Genomic DNA, 15,262 nt, shown 5'->3' with positions numbered 1-15,262 from the left:
GCTAATTATGTTTAAGGATGATAAGGGATGTAGCCTGATGGCCGTTGCTGATGCGATCTGGCCCGATGCAGAGCTGCAGTCGATGATGGATATTGCCGATAAAATGAACCTGAGTGAGCGGCTTGTTGATATGGAACAGGTGATGGAGATAACCACCCTTAGCCGTGGAACGCTGCTGAACCTCGAGAAACGTGGTGAGTTTCCTGAGCGTGTACAGGTGACTGAGGGCCGCAAGGCATGGTACTTAAGCGAAGTCGTGACATGGATAAATAATATTCCGTGCCGGACCAATGCCTGCCTGGTGCCTATCCCAAAAAAGCCGAGTGAGGCCCTGCGCCTCAAAATAGCAAGAGCGAGGAAAAACGCTCAGGAAAAACCAAACAAATATGTTGGGTGAAAAACAGGCGGCTTTTTGGCCGCCTTTTTTGAAGGTACTTTCCAGCGAACGGAACGCCGAGGGGCGTAAGACGCGCGAAAACGCGCTATTTACGAGATTTTCTGGGGCGGATCCCACTTCCTACTTAGTTGACCCTAACTCTTTGTTTTGTATGAGCCCATACCCCATTTAACCGGGAAGTTAGGTGGCCTTTTTGGACTCGTTTTTCGCGAGTTCACTTCCCAGTTTACTTTTTGAACAAAAACTCTAGGCATAAATTCCAAATTTTACTTTTTTACTACATGTCTATGATTTAAGTACAATACCTGTAACAACTATATTTGCTTTCTAATTAATGAAACTATTCCATTTGTTTTGATATAATCAATTACCTCATAGAATGAAACGAAAAACTCCCATGAGCCTAATGCATAACAGTGTATTTCGTAAGGTGCAAAGTGAAAAGTAAATCCATCAGCATTTACGGTGAAATTATCTAGGTTACTGTTAATTATTCCTTCGGAAAATGTTCTAATATCATCTTCGCTCGGTCTTTCCCCAGTTTTTTCCCAGAATGCTTTTTCTGTCTCAGAAATTATCTTTGATTTTATTTTAGATATACCTTCTCGAGCTAGGTCATCAGTAAATACATCGTACAATTCAAATTTTATTGCGTAATCTTCATCTGTAATTACAAAGTTCGTTGTTTTAATATTGCTATTAGGGTGTGCTGCTCCAGCACCATACCAATAATAGCCATGTATTATGCTTATTATATTGTTATTGCAAAAGGCTATGTTATAACCTTCATTGTAAAAGCTAGTGTATGAGCTTGGGTTTTCTTTATCCCATTGCCATTCCATTGGCCATATTGACGTTCGCTGGTTGAATATAATCTCCGATACTCTTCCTGAATAATAGTTAGATATCAATTCTGATGACTTTGGATAAATTTTACTTTTGATTATTGGATATGCGATTTCTATTTCATGCCCTGGTTCTTTACTATATTTTTCGATGAATAGACCATTAGTAAACAAAAATTCTCCATACGTAATACCTTGGCTGATCTCTAAGTTTTGTTGTGATGCGGCTAGCAGCAAAGACTTTTCTAATATAATCCATCCATCTTCTCTTGTGAAATCGATGAATTGAATCTTGCTTGATATGTATGCGGGGACGTCACTGCCATCTATTAGTAAAGGAATTACGACTATATCATCTAGCTTATGGTATTTAAGTTTATCGATTGCATCATTGATTTCACGGCGAATATAGCCATTTTTTTGGGTGCTGACCTTACTCAAAATTAAAATTATAATATTTGAATTTGAAAAGTTTTTCTGTATCTCAAAATCCCAATTCACGCCCGCTGGTATGTCTTTAATATCCATCCATGGACTATATCCGAGTTGTTTTAACCTTTCGTAAAGTTCTTCAGTAACCTTTTCATCTTCTTTAGCGTGAGCAAGAAAAATTTTCACAGAACAACCCTTGTTTTCATAAGTGATTATTTCAAATTGAACTTTTATGGCTTAAGTCAAAGCTAATGACCTGAAACCAATTCGCAGATCAATTTCTCTTTGTATTGCAGCATGTATTGCTTTTAGAACCAGATAACTATTTTTTTAAGCTTTTTCTCTTTCTAGGTCAATCTCATACATTCTAATTTGACTCATGTAACCAAAACACGAGGTAAACCCCAACATGGTGCTGCGCCGTCTTCCGGATGAAGACCCGCAGGCATTGAAAGATCCGGCTTACCGTCACCGCCGCCTGGTGCTGCAGAACCTGAAAGATGAAGAGCTGGCCATCCAGCAGGTCGAAGAAAAGCAGTGTGTGGATGCCGTTGTATTCGGCAAATACATGATGACCGGGGATCAGTTTGAACCCGTGGAAGTGGACCTGCAGCGCAACCCGGCTAACAACATTATTCAGGCCGGCGCGGCGGCATGGTCGCAGCAGGATAAAGCCACTTATGACCCTACGGCCGACCTCATCGCCTACGCGTTGAACGCATCAGGGGTTATCAATATTGCCATTATGGACCCGCTGGCCTGGGCGGAATTCAGCTCGTTTGACAAGGTTGAGAAAAAGCTGGATAGCCGCCGTGGTTCGGTTTCCGTGCTTGAAACGGCGCTCAAAGACCTGGGCAAAGTGGTATCGGTGAAAGGGAATTATGGCGATGTGGTCATCGTCGTTTACTACGGGCAACACATCAACCCGAAAACAGGTGCTAAGGAAAACTACCTCCCGGATAACACCATCATCATGGGCAATACGCAGGCGCGCGGCATCAGTACCTACGGCGCGATTCAGGATATCGAAGCGATTAACGAGGGCATTACTAAAGCCAGTCGCTATCCGAAGAACTGGATCCAGAAGGGCGACCCGGCCCGCGAATTCACCATGACACAAAGCGCCCCGCTGATGGTTCTGGCAGATGCCGATGAATTTGTGGTTATCACCATCGCCTGACCGGCGGCTAATTTTTTCAGGGCTTCGGCCCTGAATACCCAGGAGAAAAAAGATGGCACTTAAAGACGATTTGATTAAACAGCTAAACGACATGGGCAAGCAGCTGGGGCGCACTATCAGCACCGATGGCTCGGTGGAGGATTTGAAACTTCGCGTTCGCGAGCTGCAGGAGGAACTCGACGCGCTGAGCGACGACGGGGACGGTAACGAAGACAGTAACGAAGGCGATGGCGGGCAGGGGGCGGGCGCCGGGGAGTCAACGAACGACACCCCGAAACCGCCTGTTGAAGACCGTGAAAAGGTTGTGCTGGTTCGCGCGCTGCGCACGTTGCACGTGAAAGGCCAGGATCCGAAAACCCGGCGCATGGTGCGTGTTGTTGTGCAGGATAGCGAGGTACTGGTGGCCTCTACCGACCTGCAGGCGCTAAAAGGCCTGGTACGAGAGGTATAAGCCGTGGACGCGTTCGACAATCTTTTTGATGACGCGCTATTCCGGGCGGATTCCGCGATTATCGAGACGATGGGAACGGCCGTTTATCTGCAGATAAACGGCGTCTGGAGCCCCGACCCGGTTAGTGCGGTTTTCGATGATCCGGACGCCGTTGCCGCGTTACCCGGCGGCGCTGCGCTGGCGGATATTGTGGACCCAACGCTGTTTGTAAAAACGGCGTTGATTGCCGGGCTAAAAAAATATGACCGGGTAAAAATTGGGCCGCAAATGTACTGGGTGCTGCACGTGGGCGAGGACGACACCGGCAGCACCGTCGTCCGCCTGGCGCGCGGAGAACCGGGGAAAGCGGCGGCCGGCCCGAGCGGATGGAGTAAAAAATAATGGCTCGCGAAAGACGCTTATCCCGCGACCTCCCGATCGATATCGACCTTTCCGCGCTTAAGCAAATTCAGGGCGTATTGGGTGCCACGCAGAAGCAATTCGAGATGGCCTATTCCCGCGCGCTGAAGCGTACTGCAGTCACGCTGCAGAAGCGTGCTCGAGCAGAAATGAAAGCCGGCATTTCCCCGCGCAGCATGAACTTAGTTCGCCGGCGTCTGATGCATTTCCGACATGGACGATCGGGAAAGACGATGGAAGAGATAAAGCTCTTTTTCGGTCTGAATGCCATCAAAGTTAAGGATTTGAAGGGGCGAATCAAAGGAAAGGTATTGCCGCATCACGAACTGCGTGACCCTGTAACGGGGCGGTATATTGCCGGGGAGGAAAGGCGGCGCGCTGTCGCTCCGCCGTCGTTCACGCCCGCCGGGGATATGCCGGCACAAACGTATGACGGGGCATTTATCAGTAAAACCCGGAAGGGCCGGCGTACCATTTTTCAGAAGTCGGGAAAACGCATCCGGGAAGCCGAAGTGCCGATTTATGCAACGATGCTGGACCGTATCGAGGACAACGTTTTCGGTGAAACGATGGACATTTTCATGCATCACTTCGAGTCCGACTTACGCGGCCGTGTGAAGCAGAAGATTAATCTTTAAGGAGTTTGTGCGATGCCGCAACCTGTTTCGATTCCCAATTATTATGAAAGCGTGCTCGATGCGTTGCGGGGCATATTCTGGGTGCGAAATGCCGACAGTTATCCGGAAGAAAAAACGCAACTGACCACGCCGGCTGTCTTTCTGTCTATAGCGAACTGGTCGCCAGGCGACGGGGTGACGACCGGCCAATCGTCAATAGCACTGGAATGCGAGCTGTATATCGTCTGCGACCGGTCCGCGACGACGGATATCACGCGGCCTGCGGTGTTTGTGCAGAGCTGTGCCGCCGATTTAACGCAATGGATAGCCGGGCATCAGTTCGGCATTGAGGGGCTGGAGGGGGCAGTGTTTAAAGGCGCAGAGCCGGATGCTTTCGATCCAAACCTTGATGATTATCTTGTGTGGCGTATCGACTTTAGCCAGGGCGCGGTAATGGGCGCAGATCCGTTTGAGTCAAAAGGCGGGCCATTCAAAGGCATTTTCCTTGGCAAAGCGCCGGACATTGGCAGCGCGCACGTCAACGACTACCGGCAGATTTACGGCCAGAAGGAAAAGCCTGATGAGTGATCTGGCCGACCTGCAGAAGCGTATTGCCAACATGGTGCGGCGTGGCGTTATCTCGGCTGTGAATCTGGCACCGCCGCGGCCGTCGTGCCGGGTGCGCCTCGGGGAAACCACAACCGGCTGGCTGGCGATTTGTCAGTGGGGCGCCAGCGCGCAGCGGCAAGACTTCCACCCTTACGCCGTTGGCGATGCCGTTACCGTACTCTCTGAAGCCGGGGATCTGAATAACGGCCGTGTGTTTCCGGGCTGGAATACTGACGCCGTAGCCGCGCCGGAGGGCGATGAAAACACGCATCTCACGAAGTACGCCGACGGGACTGAAGTTCGCTACGACCAGGGCGCCCACGCGCTCACGATTACGCTTGCCGCTGGCGGTACTTACAAAATCGTGGGTGAGGGAACGCTTGACGGGCCGGTGACCGTAACGCAAAAGCTCACGGTTAACGGTGATGGGCAATTCGATGCCAATGTTAATGCCGCAGGCAATATGGGCGCCGGCGGCCAAGTGTCGGACGGTACAAGCTCTATGGGCAAAGTTCGCGAAGTATTCAACGGACACGATCATATCGGCGATTCCGGCGGGCAAACACAGAAACCTAACCAACAAATGTAACCGCTTCGGCGGTTTTTTTACGGGTGAAATTGGATGAACGGAGTGAATGCGAAAAACGGCAAAGCGCTCTCGGGTGATGAGCACCTGCAGCAGTCGGTAGGTGATATTTTAAGCACGCCGATCGGCAGCCGTGTACTTAACCGGCTCTACGGCAGCAAGTTACCGAGCCGGCTCGACAATCCGCAGGACAACGTTACCAGGGTGCGAATTATCGCCGACACCGCCGGCGCGCTGGCGATTTGGGAACCCCGCCTGCAGGTGCAAAAAGTGGAGGTTTTTTTCATCAAATTTGGCGAGTTCGAACTGGCGATAATCGGCAAAAATCGCGAAACGGGCGAGGCGCTGAGGCTTACGGGGCTAAATTTTAATGGCAACAAATACATCAACAATTGATTTATCCGAACTCCCGGTGCCGGATGCCGTGGTTGTTCCGGACAGTGATGCGCTGTTTGCTCAGTGGCTCGCAAAACTCGAAGAAGCCGACGCGATTTATGATGCGCTGGTGGCATCTGATCCGGCCTGGAAACAGGGCGAAGTGGTTACGTATAACACCGTCCTGCTCTATCAAAAAGTCAATGACGCGGTACGGGCGGTGCTGCTGTCCAGCGCTGGCCGTGCCGACTTGGATCAGCTAGGGGCTAACTTTAACGTAAAGCGCCTGCTGATTACCGCGGCCGATCCTGACGCCATTCCGCCGGTCGAGGCGGTCTATGAAAGCGATGATGCATACCGTGAGCGCATTCAACTGAGCTGGGCGCGACTGAATACGGCCGGGGCATATAACGCGTATCTGTTTCACGGTAAATCAGCTGATGCCGATGTGCTGGATGTCGAAGCTTACGGGCCGGAAACACATAGCCGGCCGGGGGAGGTGGATATTTATGTGCTGTCCCGTACGGGGGACGGGACAGCCAGCGCGGAACTCATCGCGAAGGTTGATGCGGCACTAAGCCCCGATGATAAGCGGCCCCTGTCAGATTATGTACATGTTTATAGTGCAACGCTAAACGCCTACAGCGTCGAGGCCGTTCTTGAAATCCCGGCAGGCCCGGACGCCAGCACGATTCTTGAAAACGCGCTTAACAATCTCACAGAGTACCAGGCCGGTCTGCATACCATCGATTCCATGGTCCCGATCTCCGGCATTTATCATGCGTTACATCAGCCCGGTGTTGCTCGCGTGATTTTGACGCAGCCGACGGCCGACATACCGCCTGTCGTGGGCGCCGCGCCGTATTGCAGCGCTAACAATGTCACGATGAGGGATGTTCTTGATGTCGTATAACAGCCTGCTCCCGCCTAACTCCTTGCCGGCAGAGCGCGCACTGGAAGAGGCGAATAATTCGCTGGTTCTTGCCATTCCGCTCACTATCCGCGATGTAAAAAATCCTGATACCTGCCCGCTGCACCTGCTGCCGTGGCTTGCCTGGGAGTATGCCGTCGATTTTTGGGACCCGGCATGGACTGAAGCCCAAAAGCGGCAGGTGGTGAAAGATGCGGCTTATGTGCATCAGCACCGCGGCACCGCCGGTGCTGTTCGGCGCGCGCTCGGCGCCGTTGGCTATCCAACTAAAGTGATTGAATGGTTTGAAGATGCGCCGCGGGCTGAGCCGTATACGTTTCGTGTGGAGGTTTACAGCACGGAAGGCATTAACGCCGCGCTATATGAGCAAATTCGAAGGCAAGTAAACAAAGCCAAAAATTTACGCAGCTTTCTCGCGTCGATAGACATCATCGGGGAAGTGGGCAGTGACGGCGAATTTTACGTGGGCGGCGCCAGCACGGCATTTATTGAAGTGGATATACCAGTGGGGACGAATTAATGGCTGATTATTACAGCACAATAACGAATAAGGGCGCGGAGCTGGAAGCTGCGGCTACGGCAAACGGCACGACCGTTAATCTCACACAGTTTGTGATTACCGACGGTGGCGGCCAGCTTTTTAATCCAGACCCGGCATTAACAGTGCTGCCGAATGAAGTCTACCGGGGTGCAATTTCGGGCAAGTCGGTTTCACAGGAACAGTTGTCCCAAATTGTACTGCAACTGGTGCTGCCTGCAGAGCTGCCCGCCGGTGTAGATGAATTCACGGTCCGGGGGATAGGCATTCTGACCGATGCCGGGGAGCTTTATGCTGTAGGGAGTACAGCGGCAATTGAGAAACCCTCCAGTGGCGTAAATGTCATCATAAATTTCCGGCTGGCCGTGTCTCCCACATCTGACATTGTGCTTGTGGCCACCACGGGTGATGGCCTGTTTTTACGACAAGACGCGAATCTGGCCGACGTTAAGGACGCCGCCGAGGCTTGCGAAAATCTCGGGCTTAAATCAGCGGCTTTTGTTGAAGTGCAAGAAATTATTGGCGATGAGATCGAGGGGCGAGCATTGCTTGCGGGCCGGGCAACGGCAGAGAATGTTGGTGCGGTGCCAACCGCTGGCGGTGAGGTGGGTTATCTCAATAACGCTGAGCATTACAACATCAAAGATAATGTGTGGCCTGGCGGCGGTTCATTTCAGAATCAAATGAACGACCCGAGAGCTCTCTTTTATTCAGCTAATTATGTTGCTAACGGCAATGTTTATTTGCCGATGACGAAAGCGACCGTGGTAACTAATGGCCTGGGGTATCGCGCAACAATCAGCCACGGGGTGTTAGTTTCGGGTAATAGTGATTACCCCAGTTATTGTATTCACATCAGCAAAGAGCAGGGCGACGGCTCGTTTCTTGATAGTACGCTCATTTATAACCCCAATGACGGCTCGCTATCAGTCCCCGGTGAGGCTCGCTTTGGTGATGCGACCATTGGAGCGCTCGGTGATGTTTACGGTCCGACGTGGGGTGGCTGGCTCAGTGCGTGGTTGGGTGCAAATACAGTCACGGGAACTTACATGGAGCAGCGGTTTTCGCAGGTGCAGGCGTGGGTACAGCAGTATTTCGTGCTCGGCGTCCAGCTTGGTGCCGCCGTGACAGAATGGTGGCCGGGCGGCGGCGGGGATGCTTGGCCTGGGCATGTACTGACGGGCGGCGATTATGGTGATGACCAGTCTTATGCTCGCTTTAAACCTTTCATGCAGTACATTGGCGGCGTTTGGGCGAATATCCCAGGGTGATATGAATATGAAACATTATAAAAATTTCAAAAAAGTAGAGCCGACTGCGGCGCAGATTAAGCGATTCGGCAAAGAAACAGCGCAACGTCTGGAGTTTTTGGCATCTGAAAACGGCGAATGCTGGTTCGAGTGTCAGAAGCTATTTGCCGACGACACGATAAAAATCATGTACGACAGTAATAATATTATTTTAGCAATAGTAGATGAGCCCATCCCAGGTATGGGCGATACGCTGTGCGCTGGCGCACTTTGGCCGCGCAACATGTCAGTGATGGAAGTTGCCCCGGCCGATTTCCCTGTGGGGTGTTGTGCTGATGGTGCGTGGAGCGTGATGGGCGGCGAAATCATTCGTGATGAAAAGCTGGTCGAGCTGCTGGCAATACGACGCAACACGAAAATACGCGATAAAAAAGTAATGGCAGCAATGGCGCAACTGAACATGCTACAGATTAGTGCGACGATGAAAGCATCCCGCGCTGGCGATACTAATAAGCTTGCAGCATTGCACAAAGAAATTATCACTCTGCGTGATATTGATTTGACTCTCGAAAACCCTGCATGGCCCGAAACCGCTTAATCCATTTTTATTCAAAAGTCCCATGACCGCCGCCCGGCGGTTTTTTTATATCTGGAGATAAATAATATGTCCGAACTTCACGGCGTTGAGACTATAGAGCTCACGCAGGGCACGGTAGCTGTAACCACGATTAAAACGGCGGTAATTGGCCTGGCCGGTACCGCGCCGGATGCCGCTCCGGGAACCGTTGCGGTATTACAAACGGGCTCAGTATTGCTGGGTAGTCTGCTGGTATTTAGCGCGAAGAAACCCGGCGTTGCGGGTAATAAATTTACAGTGACGGCGAAGCCGGCGGCATTGGATCCGGATTTACCGGCCGCCGTTGATGCAACTGCGATGTACAGCAATGGCGCTCTTAGCATTACGCTGGGTATTGACGATAAAGGCGAAGTCACAACGACAGCTGAAGAAGTAGTAACGCTCGTTAATGCGCTGGCTATTTCCGAGATTGAAGCGGCTGCAACGGGTGAGGCTACCGGCATTGTGCTGCCGTTCTCTGAAGCACTAGCCGGCGGCACTGATGAGCCCTATCCGCTTAATGTGCCGGTCGTTGTCGCCGGCGGCATTTCGCAGGCAAAAAAGCTGGGGGCTACTGGGACCCTGCCGGCAGCGCTGGCCGACATTTTCGACCAGGAAGGGGCACTGGTTGTCATTGTGCGTGCTGAAGCTGACGAAAAAGAAGAGACGCAGCGCGCGAATATCATCGCGGCCGTGGCGGCGCTGCAGGACAGCAAATCCATCACGACGTATCAGCCTCGCATTCTGATTGCCCCCGATTTTTCGGATGATGACGCGGTGGCCAAACAACTGGAAACGACGGCCAATAAGTTGCGCGGCGTGGCGTATGTTGATTCGGCATCGATGGCGACGGCGCAAGATGTTGTGCTGCGTCGTAGCATGTTCGGCGCCCGCGTTGAGCTGCTGCGCCCACGCGTTGCACAAGCGGCCACGACCGGCGAAATCATCTATCGCCCTTATTCCGCATGTGCCGCCGGGCTGCGCGCTCGCATCGACCGCGAGAACGGCTGGTGGTGGAGCAAGTCGAATCAGGAAATCATGAACATCCTGGGCGTCGAGCAGGTGGACAGCTTCGAGCTGAATGACCCGAACTGCGTGGCCAACTTGCTGAACATGGATAACGTTTCAACGATTATTCGTTACGACGGTTTCAGGCACTGGGGGAACCGCCTCTGCACCACCGACCCCCAGCTGCGCTTTGAGTCGGTCCGCCGTTCCGCGGATGTTATCGAGGACTCTATCGAGCAAACGATGATGCTCTACATTGACCGCCCGCTCGATAAGCAGGTGGCCGATGACATCATCGGCACGATTAATTCTTACATGCGTAAGCTTAAAGGGCTGGGGGCTATTTTCGGCGGTAAGGCATGGCTTGATGAAGAGCTGAACACGGCCGAAACGATCGCCGCCGGCGTGCTCTATATCGATTATGACTTCGGGCCAAAATCGCCGCTTGAGCACCTGGTGATGCGCGTGAAGATTAACAACACATACGCTGTGGTGGAGATGGTTACTAAATGAATAAAAACATGTTACGCGCCTGGACTCTGTTTCTGAACGGCGGGCTCCGCCTGCCCAGCTCGCATGAGTACACGCCGACAGAACTGTCGATTATCAAAATCGACATGCGCACCGGTGGCATGGACATGGCCGCGCCGGTCGACGACGGCATGGAACCGATGATGTGCTCCTTTAAGCTTTATGGCATGGATACTAACGTCCTGGCGTCGTTTGGCATGACCAGCGGCAGCAGTTTCCCGCGCCTTACTGCATATGAGGGTTATCAGTACACCGGTGGAGAGTACGGGCGTATTGATGAGATGGAAGGGATCATAACTAAAATCACGCCTGATGCCCGGCCAAACAGCAACCTGGGTGACGCGTCGTTAAATGTGGAAATGAGTCTCAATTATTACCGCTCAACGCTCGACGGCCGGGAGCTTTTCGAAATTATCCCCGATCAGTTTGTACGCCGCGTAAACGGCGTGGATGTGCTGGCCGGCCTGCGCAGTAAAGTCCGCATTTAACCCCTTAATTCCCCCTGACAAGGCACCCGCGCGGTGCCTTTTTTATTGGAGTTTTTATGTCATTTCCAGATAACAAAATTGAAATCACCCTCGATTTTCCATTCACCACGCTTGCCGGCGTTGAAATTGAAAAAATCGTCATGCGTTCGCCGACCGTCCGCGATCGCCTGCTGCGCAACAAAGACAAGCGCGCCGACGTCGAGGCGGATATCCATATGATTGCCAACATGTGCGGCCTGACGGCTGACGATTTAATGAATATGGAAGGGTGCGATTACCTGCGCCTGGAGCGCCAGTTCAATGTTTTTTTAACACCGGTCAGCGAGCGGAAGAAAGCGAAATCCTGACCGGCCTCCGGCGACTCGGGAGCTGGTTTGGCTGGCAGCCTGATCAAATCCTCGCGATGCCGTTTGAAACATTCGTGCAGCTCATTTTCGATGAGCAGCAGGAGCGCATAAAGCTGGCTCAGGCCAGAAAGGGAAGGCGGTAAATATGGCAACGGTAGGGCAAAACCTGCAGGCAAACATCAAATTTGGCGGCAATATCGATCCGAGTTGGAGCAAATCGGTTTCCGGACTTAAAGACGGTCTGAAGGGTGTCGAAAAACAATCCAAAACCCTGACGAGCCAGCAGGAGAAGCTTGCAAAAAAAATCAAAGAGGGCGTGCTTGCCGGTAAAAACGTGGCCGAAATGCGCAAGCAGTACGACAAGTTGACCCGGCAAATTCAGCGGGCAACAAACGAGCAGGAAGGGATGAACAAAGCGCTGAAGCGCGCCGAACGAATGGACCACTGGAAGGGGCGCGGACGTGCTGCAGCAGGAAAAGCAGGCGGCATGATGGGCGGCCTTGCTCGCTGGGGCTCCGCCGGGATTATTGCCGGTGCTGCCGGTGCGCTGGCATCGCCGATCGCGCTGAACCAGGAAACGGCCGAGCAGGCAGGCCTGGCCCGGTCCTACGGGGTGGATATCGGGACCTATAAAGCGTGGGACGGTATCGGAAAGCAGGCGGGCTTAAACGGTGAAAACGTCGGGGACTTGTTCGAAGAATATAAAAACAAGGTTTCTGACTATATGGAGGACCCCACCAAAGGCGCCCTGCATGATGCGCTGCCAGCGCTGGGGTTTAAAGCCGGCGACTTAGCAGGCATGAATAACCAGCAGCAGGGTGAAGAGGTCATAAAACGCCTGATGAACATGAAAGACGAGCAACGTTCAGCCGGGCTGGCCGATGCCATTTTTGGTGGAGAAGGTAACAAGCTTTTGACGTTTATGCGGCTTTCCGGGAAATCATATAAAGACCTGATGGACGAGCAGCACCGCTACAACATGGTGACGCAGGAAGGCGCCGATGGTGCCGTTGAAGGGAATATGGCTTTCAACAATCTTTGGACCGTATTCACCACCGGCGCGCAGGAAATTGCCGGCGCCATTGGCGGGGAATTGTCGCCAAAAATCCGCGAGGTGAGCGACGACCTCGCGGCATGGTTTAAAGGCGGGGGAATAAATAAAGTTAAAACGATGCTGATGGAAGATATTTATCCAGCGATTGCGAGCTTTATTAAAGGCGTTATTTATGTCGGGAAAGTGATTTACGCCGTTGCTGAAAAGTTATCCTGGCTGCTGCCGGATGAGAAAGAAATTCAGGATAAAAAGCAAAAGCTGCTCACGCAGGTAGCGGCCGGCAACTCATCCCCGGAGATGATCGGCGCGATGGCAGAGGATATGGACCTCGGCGACTGGTACAAAAAAACGATTACACCGGAAAAGACTCGACAGCTCCGCGCGCAGTGGCAGTTGAGCAAGAGCACGACTGGCGGAACGGCTTCAGCTGAAGAACAGCAAAAATTGATGGATATTGTCGATCCTGCAGCAGGCGGCAGCGGTGGCTTTGATGCGCTCTTAAATCAGGGGAAAGGCCCATCGCTCGGCGATGCGCTGGAAGGAACAAGCGGCACGGGCGGGCGTGGCACCATGCAGTTAAATCAGGACAACAAAACGACCATTGAAATCTATCAGCAGCCGGGCGAGTCGCAGGATGCACTTGCGCAGCGCATTGCCGAAACGAACAGAAGCCAGGATATGTATAACGGCCATAACATTATGGGCGACATGATCGAGGGCTGGGGCTAATGAGCGAAATTCTGGATGCCTTTTATCAAGCCGACTCCGCAAACACTGGCCCGGCCCCCAGCGATGCGCCGCGCATTATGCTTAGCTTTGGCTCGTTTGAGTTCTCTATAGATACCGCAGCATACAAGACGCTGACGCGAGAGGCGAGCTGGCGATGGGCTGAGCAGCAACGAACGGGCAAGCAAGACCTCTTGCAATACACTGGCAAGCCGGGGCGCACAGTAAAACTGGAAGGCGAGGCGCACTGTTCGTTTAGAAACGGCGTAGAGGCTATCGACGATCTTTATGACCTGGGTGACCTCGCCGAGCCTCAGCTTTTAGTGACGAGTGAAGGGGATGTGATGGGCTATTGGGTAGTAAAAGAATTTACGGACACGATAACCAGCCTTCTGCCGGGCGGCGCGGCGCGGCATAAAACTTTTTCGGTGACAATACAACATTATGGCGACGATCTGGACAACCTCTGACGGCGATGTTTTAGACGCAATTTGTGTGAAAAATTACGGCGATGCAGGGCTTAATCAGTCGCTGGCGGCGGTACTCGATGCGAATCCGGGGCTGGCTGATTTGGGGGCTATTTATCCTGCTGGCGTTGAAATTACGCTGCCGGCATGGACCGCAGAAGCAGAGGAAAGCAGCGTGAGTTTATGGGATTAAGGCATGGAATATAAACCGACATTCACCCTTACAGCTGAAGGTAAAGATATTACGCAGGCCATAGCGCGGGGGCTCAGTAATATCAAACTGACGGACTACGGCGGCGCCACGGGCAAGAGCGATACTCTTGATATCACGCTTTATTCCGAAACACTGACGCTCCCGAAAAAGGGCGCCCGGCTGCGTCTGGGGCTGGGATTTAATGACAAAATGCAGGACAAAGGCTGGTTTGTTGTGAGCAAGGTGCAGAGCAGTGGCCCGCCCCGACAAATAACGATCAGCGCCACTGCCGCGCCGATGAACAGTGCAAAGCAAAGTGGTGATGTAACAAGCCAAAAAACGCGGTCATTCGACGATGTAACTCTGGGGGATATCGTAAAAACGCTGGCCACCGACAATGGCCTGCAGGCGAAGATAGCGGAAGCACTGAGCGACATTAAAATCGCCCATATTGACCAGGTCCGGGAGTCGGACGCGGCGTTGCTGAGCCGCCTCGCGAAACAATATGACGCCGTGAGTAAGCCGAGCGGGGGATACTGGCTTTTCCTGCCGCAGGGCGATGGAACGACGGTCAGCGGCAAGCAGCTGGCATCGATAACGATAACGCCAGATAAGGGCGGCCGTTGGAACTATATCGAGGGAGAGCGAGACGGCGCTGCGAAGGGCAGCAAATCAGGTAAAGTCAGCGTGAATTACTTTGACCCTTCAACCGGCGAGACAAAAACGACACAGACGGAACATCCCGGCGGCTCAGATAAGCAGCATCCGTACACGCAGCCGAGCAAGGATGCAGCGCAGGCGAGCGCAAAGGCTAAGGCTACACAGATGAAGCGCAACGGTCGGAAAATGTCTATCACGATGCCCTGCAGGCCGTCATTACTGCCCATTACTGCAGAGTCGAGAGTCACTACCCGCGGTTTTGGTGTTCGAGAGGATCATACCTGGCTGACTGAATCTGTGAGCTTTTCGCTCAGCACTGGCGGCATGACCGTGGATTTTAGCCTGGCGACGGATATCAAGCCGCAGGGAAAAAAAGGGAAGGAAGAAAAGAAATCGGGGCCGGATTATTTTTCATAGAGTTACAGCATGCCACTCAGTATAAACGGAGTGTCCCTTCGATGATTTTGTAGATGGACAGGTCGTCTTTCCCTTCTTTTGGCAGCAAAAAATAAATTCACCCTCCACCAAAGCCTTAGCGGATCGCCGCAGTTCTTCTATTGAT

Annotated in this window: 19 protein-coding genes and 1 pseudogene; 19 read left to right on the top strand and 1 reads right to left on the bottom strand. The window is 52.4% G+C overall.

The genetic code is table 11. The annotated features are described in order from the left end of the window. Positions 1-7 precede the first annotated feature (7 nt). Positions 8-397 (top strand): helix-turn-helix transcriptional regulator, encoded by a 390-nt coding sequence (locus ACE38U_RS09235; RefSeq protein ID WP_375529584.1) that lies wholly within the window; start codon positions 8-10, stop codon positions 395-397. Positions 398-711: 314 nt separating this feature from the next. On the opposite strand, the gene ACE38U_RS09230 is transcribed toward ACE38U_RS09235, so the two are convergent. After that, positions 712-1,860, bottom strand: a complete 1,149-nt coding sequence (locus ACE38U_RS09230; protein ID WP_375529583.1) for a TIR domain-containing protein — start codon at positions 1,858-1,860, stop codon at positions 712-714. A gap of 199 nt (positions 1,861-2,059) precedes the next feature. Between ACE38U_RS09230 and ACE38U_RS09225 the strand changes: the two are divergent. The 18 genes and pseudogenes from ACE38U_RS09225 to ACE38U_RS09140 all read left to right on the top strand — a co-directional run. After that, positions 2,060-2,854, top strand: a pseudogene (locus tag ACE38U_RS09225) (major capsid protein); the annotation flags it as partial. Positions 2,855-2,906: 52 nt separating this feature from the next. Beyond that, entirely contained in the window at positions 2,907-3,305 is a 399-nt protein-coding gene (gpFI, locus tag ACE38U_RS09220; protein WP_375529582.1) for a DNA-packaging protein FI, read from the top strand. A 3-nt stretch (positions 3,306-3,308) separates the two neighbouring features. Beyond that, positions 3,309-3,686: a head-tail joining protein gene (locus ACE38U_RS09215; protein WP_375529581.1), complete on the top strand. Its 378-nt coding sequence runs from the start codon at positions 3,309-3,311 to the stop codon at positions 3,684-3,686. After that, on the top strand, positions 3,686-4,342 hold the full coding sequence (locus ACE38U_RS09210) for a hypothetical protein (protein ID WP_375529580.1): 657 nt from the start codon (positions 3,686-3,688) through the stop codon (positions 4,340-4,342). Before ACE38U_RS09215 ends, ACE38U_RS09210 begins: the two co-directional genes overlap by 1 nt. Positions 4,343-4,354: 12 nt before the next feature. Then, entirely contained in the window at positions 4,355-4,909 is a 555-nt protein-coding gene (locus tag ACE38U_RS09205) for a hypothetical protein (protein ID WP_375529579.1), read from the top strand. After that, complete coding sequence (locus ACE38U_RS09200; RefSeq protein WP_375529578.1) at positions 4,902-5,519, top strand: phage baseplate assembly protein V; 618 nt, start codon at positions 4,902-4,904, stop codon at positions 5,517-5,519. Before ACE38U_RS09205 ends, ACE38U_RS09200 begins: the two co-directional genes overlap by 8 nt. A 33-nt stretch (positions 5,520-5,552) precedes the next feature. Further along, on the top strand, positions 5,553-5,912 hold the full coding sequence (locus tag ACE38U_RS09195; protein WP_375529577.1) for a GPW/gp25 family protein: 360 nt from the start codon (positions 5,553-5,555) through the stop codon (positions 5,910-5,912). Then, a complete protein-coding gene (locus ACE38U_RS09190) occupies positions 5,887-6,804 on the top strand; it encodes a baseplate assembly protein (protein ID WP_375529576.1) in 918 nt (305 codons plus the stop codon). Before ACE38U_RS09195 ends, ACE38U_RS09190 begins: the two co-directional genes overlap by 26 nt. Then, positions 6,794-7,342, top strand: coding sequence for a phage tail protein I (locus ACE38U_RS09185; protein ID WP_375529575.1), 549 nt, complete (start codon positions 6,794-6,796; stop codon positions 7,340-7,342). The genes ACE38U_RS09190 and ACE38U_RS09185 overlap by 11 nt, the downstream gene beginning before the upstream one ends. Beyond that, entirely contained in the window at positions 7,342-8,631 is a 1,290-nt protein-coding gene (locus ACE38U_RS09180; protein ID WP_375529574.1) for a phage tail protein, read from the top strand. The genes ACE38U_RS09185 and ACE38U_RS09180 overlap by 1 nt, the downstream gene beginning before the upstream one ends. 1 nt (position 8,632) lies before the next feature. After that, positions 8,633-9,208: a tail fiber assembly protein gene (locus tag ACE38U_RS09175; RefSeq protein WP_375529573.1), complete on the top strand. Its 576-nt coding sequence runs from the start codon at positions 8,633-8,635 to the stop codon at positions 9,206-9,208. A gap of 66 nt (positions 9,209-9,274) precedes the next feature. Then, on the top strand, positions 9,275-10,747 hold the full coding sequence (locus tag ACE38U_RS09170; RefSeq protein WP_375529572.1) for a phage tail sheath C-terminal domain-containing protein: 1,473 nt from the start codon (positions 9,275-9,277) through the stop codon (positions 10,745-10,747). Further along, positions 10,744-11,253 (top strand): phage major tail tube protein, encoded by a 510-nt coding sequence (locus ACE38U_RS09165; RefSeq protein WP_038472635.1) that lies wholly within the window; start codon positions 10,744-10,746, stop codon positions 11,251-11,253. Before ACE38U_RS09170 ends, ACE38U_RS09165 begins: the two co-directional genes overlap by 4 nt. Before the next feature lie 56 nt (positions 11,254-11,309). Next, a complete protein-coding gene (locus tag ACE38U_RS09160) occupies positions 11,310-11,600 on the top strand; it encodes a phage tail assembly protein (protein ID WP_375529571.1) in 291 nt (96 codons plus the stop codon). Between the two features lie 145 nt (positions 11,601-11,745). Beyond that, positions 11,746-13,383, top strand: coding sequence for a phage tail tape measure protein (locus tag ACE38U_RS09155; RefSeq protein WP_375529570.1), 1,638 nt, complete (start codon positions 11,746-11,748; stop codon positions 13,381-13,383). Then, the gene (locus ACE38U_RS09150) at positions 13,383-13,850 is read left to right on the top strand and encodes a phage tail protein (RefSeq protein WP_038472630.1); all 468 of its coding nucleotides are present in this window, start codon (positions 13,383-13,385) and stop codon (positions 13,848-13,850) included. The genes ACE38U_RS09155 and ACE38U_RS09150 overlap by 1 nt, the downstream gene beginning before the upstream one ends. Further along, a complete protein-coding gene (locus ACE38U_RS09145) occupies positions 13,825-14,040 on the top strand; it encodes a tail protein X (RefSeq protein ID WP_038472627.1) in 216 nt (71 codons plus the stop codon). Before ACE38U_RS09150 ends, ACE38U_RS09145 begins: the two co-directional genes overlap by 26 nt. A gap of 3 nt (positions 14,041-14,043) precedes the next feature. Then, positions 14,044-15,117, top strand: coding sequence for a contractile injection system protein, VgrG/Pvc8 family (locus tag ACE38U_RS09140; protein ID WP_038472624.1), 1,074 nt, complete (start codon positions 14,044-14,046; stop codon positions 15,115-15,117). The last annotated feature ends 145 nt before the right edge of the window (positions 15,118-15,262 follow it).

The sequence above is a fragment of the Cedecea selenatireducens genome (assembly GCF_042138895.1).
Taxonomy (GTDB): domain Bacteria; phylum Pseudomonadota; class Gammaproteobacteria; order Enterobacterales; family Enterobacteriaceae; genus Cedecea; species Cedecea selenatireducens.
Note: the sequence above shows the minus strand (reverse complement) of the source record. Positions and strands in the feature narration are given on the sequence as shown.

Coding starts and splice junctions, on each gene's coding strand:
- ACE38U_RS09235 (WP_375529584.1), top strand. CDS start 8: ATGTTTAAGGATGATAAGGGATGTAGCCTGATGGCCGTTGCTGATGCG.
- gpFI (WP_375529582.1), top strand. CDS start 2,907: ATGGCACTTAAAGACGATTTGATTAAACAGCTAAACGACATGGGCAAG.
- ACE38U_RS09210 (WP_375529580.1), top strand. CDS start 3,686: ATGGCTCGCGAAAGACGCTTATCCCGCGACCTCCCGATCGATATCGAC.
- ACE38U_RS09205 (WP_375529579.1), top strand. CDS start 4,355: ATGCCGCAACCTGTTTCGATTCCCAATTATTATGAAAGCGTGCTCGAT.
- ACE38U_RS09200 (WP_375529578.1), top strand. CDS start 4,902: ATGAGTGATCTGGCCGACCTGCAGAAGCGTATTGCCAACATGGTGCGG.
- ACE38U_RS09195 (WP_375529577.1), top strand. CDS start 5,553: ATGAACGGAGTGAATGCGAAAAACGGCAAAGCGCTCTCGGGTGATGAG.
- ACE38U_RS09190 (WP_375529576.1), top strand. CDS start 5,887: ATGGCAACAAATACATCAACAATTGATTTATCCGAACTCCCGGTGCCG.
- ACE38U_RS09185 (WP_375529575.1), top strand. CDS start 6,794: ATGTCGTATAACAGCCTGCTCCCGCCTAACTCCTTGCCGGCAGAGCGC.
- ACE38U_RS09180 (WP_375529574.1), top strand. CDS start 7,342: ATGGCTGATTATTACAGCACAATAACGAATAAGGGCGCGGAGCTGGAA.
- ACE38U_RS09175 (WP_375529573.1), top strand. CDS start 8,633: ATGAATATGAAACATTATAAAAATTTCAAAAAAGTAGAGCCGACTGCG.
- ACE38U_RS09170 (WP_375529572.1), top strand. CDS start 9,275: ATGTCCGAACTTCACGGCGTTGAGACTATAGAGCTCACGCAGGGCACG.
- ACE38U_RS09165 (WP_038472635.1), top strand. CDS start 10,744: ATGAATAAAAACATGTTACGCGCCTGGACTCTGTTTCTGAACGGCGGG.
- ACE38U_RS09160 (WP_375529571.1), top strand. CDS start 11,310: ATGTCATTTCCAGATAACAAAATTGAAATCACCCTCGATTTTCCATTC.
- ACE38U_RS09155 (WP_375529570.1), top strand. CDS start 11,746: ATGGCAACGGTAGGGCAAAACCTGCAGGCAAACATCAAATTTGGCGGC.
- ACE38U_RS09150 (WP_038472630.1), top strand. CDS start 13,383: ATGAGCGAAATTCTGGATGCCTTTTATCAAGCCGACTCCGCAAACACT.
- ACE38U_RS09145 (WP_038472627.1), top strand. CDS start 13,825: ATGGCGACGATCTGGACAACCTCTGACGGCGATGTTTTAGACGCAATT.
- ACE38U_RS09140 (WP_038472624.1), top strand. CDS start 14,044: ATGGAATATAAACCGACATTCACCCTTACAGCTGAAGGTAAAGATATT.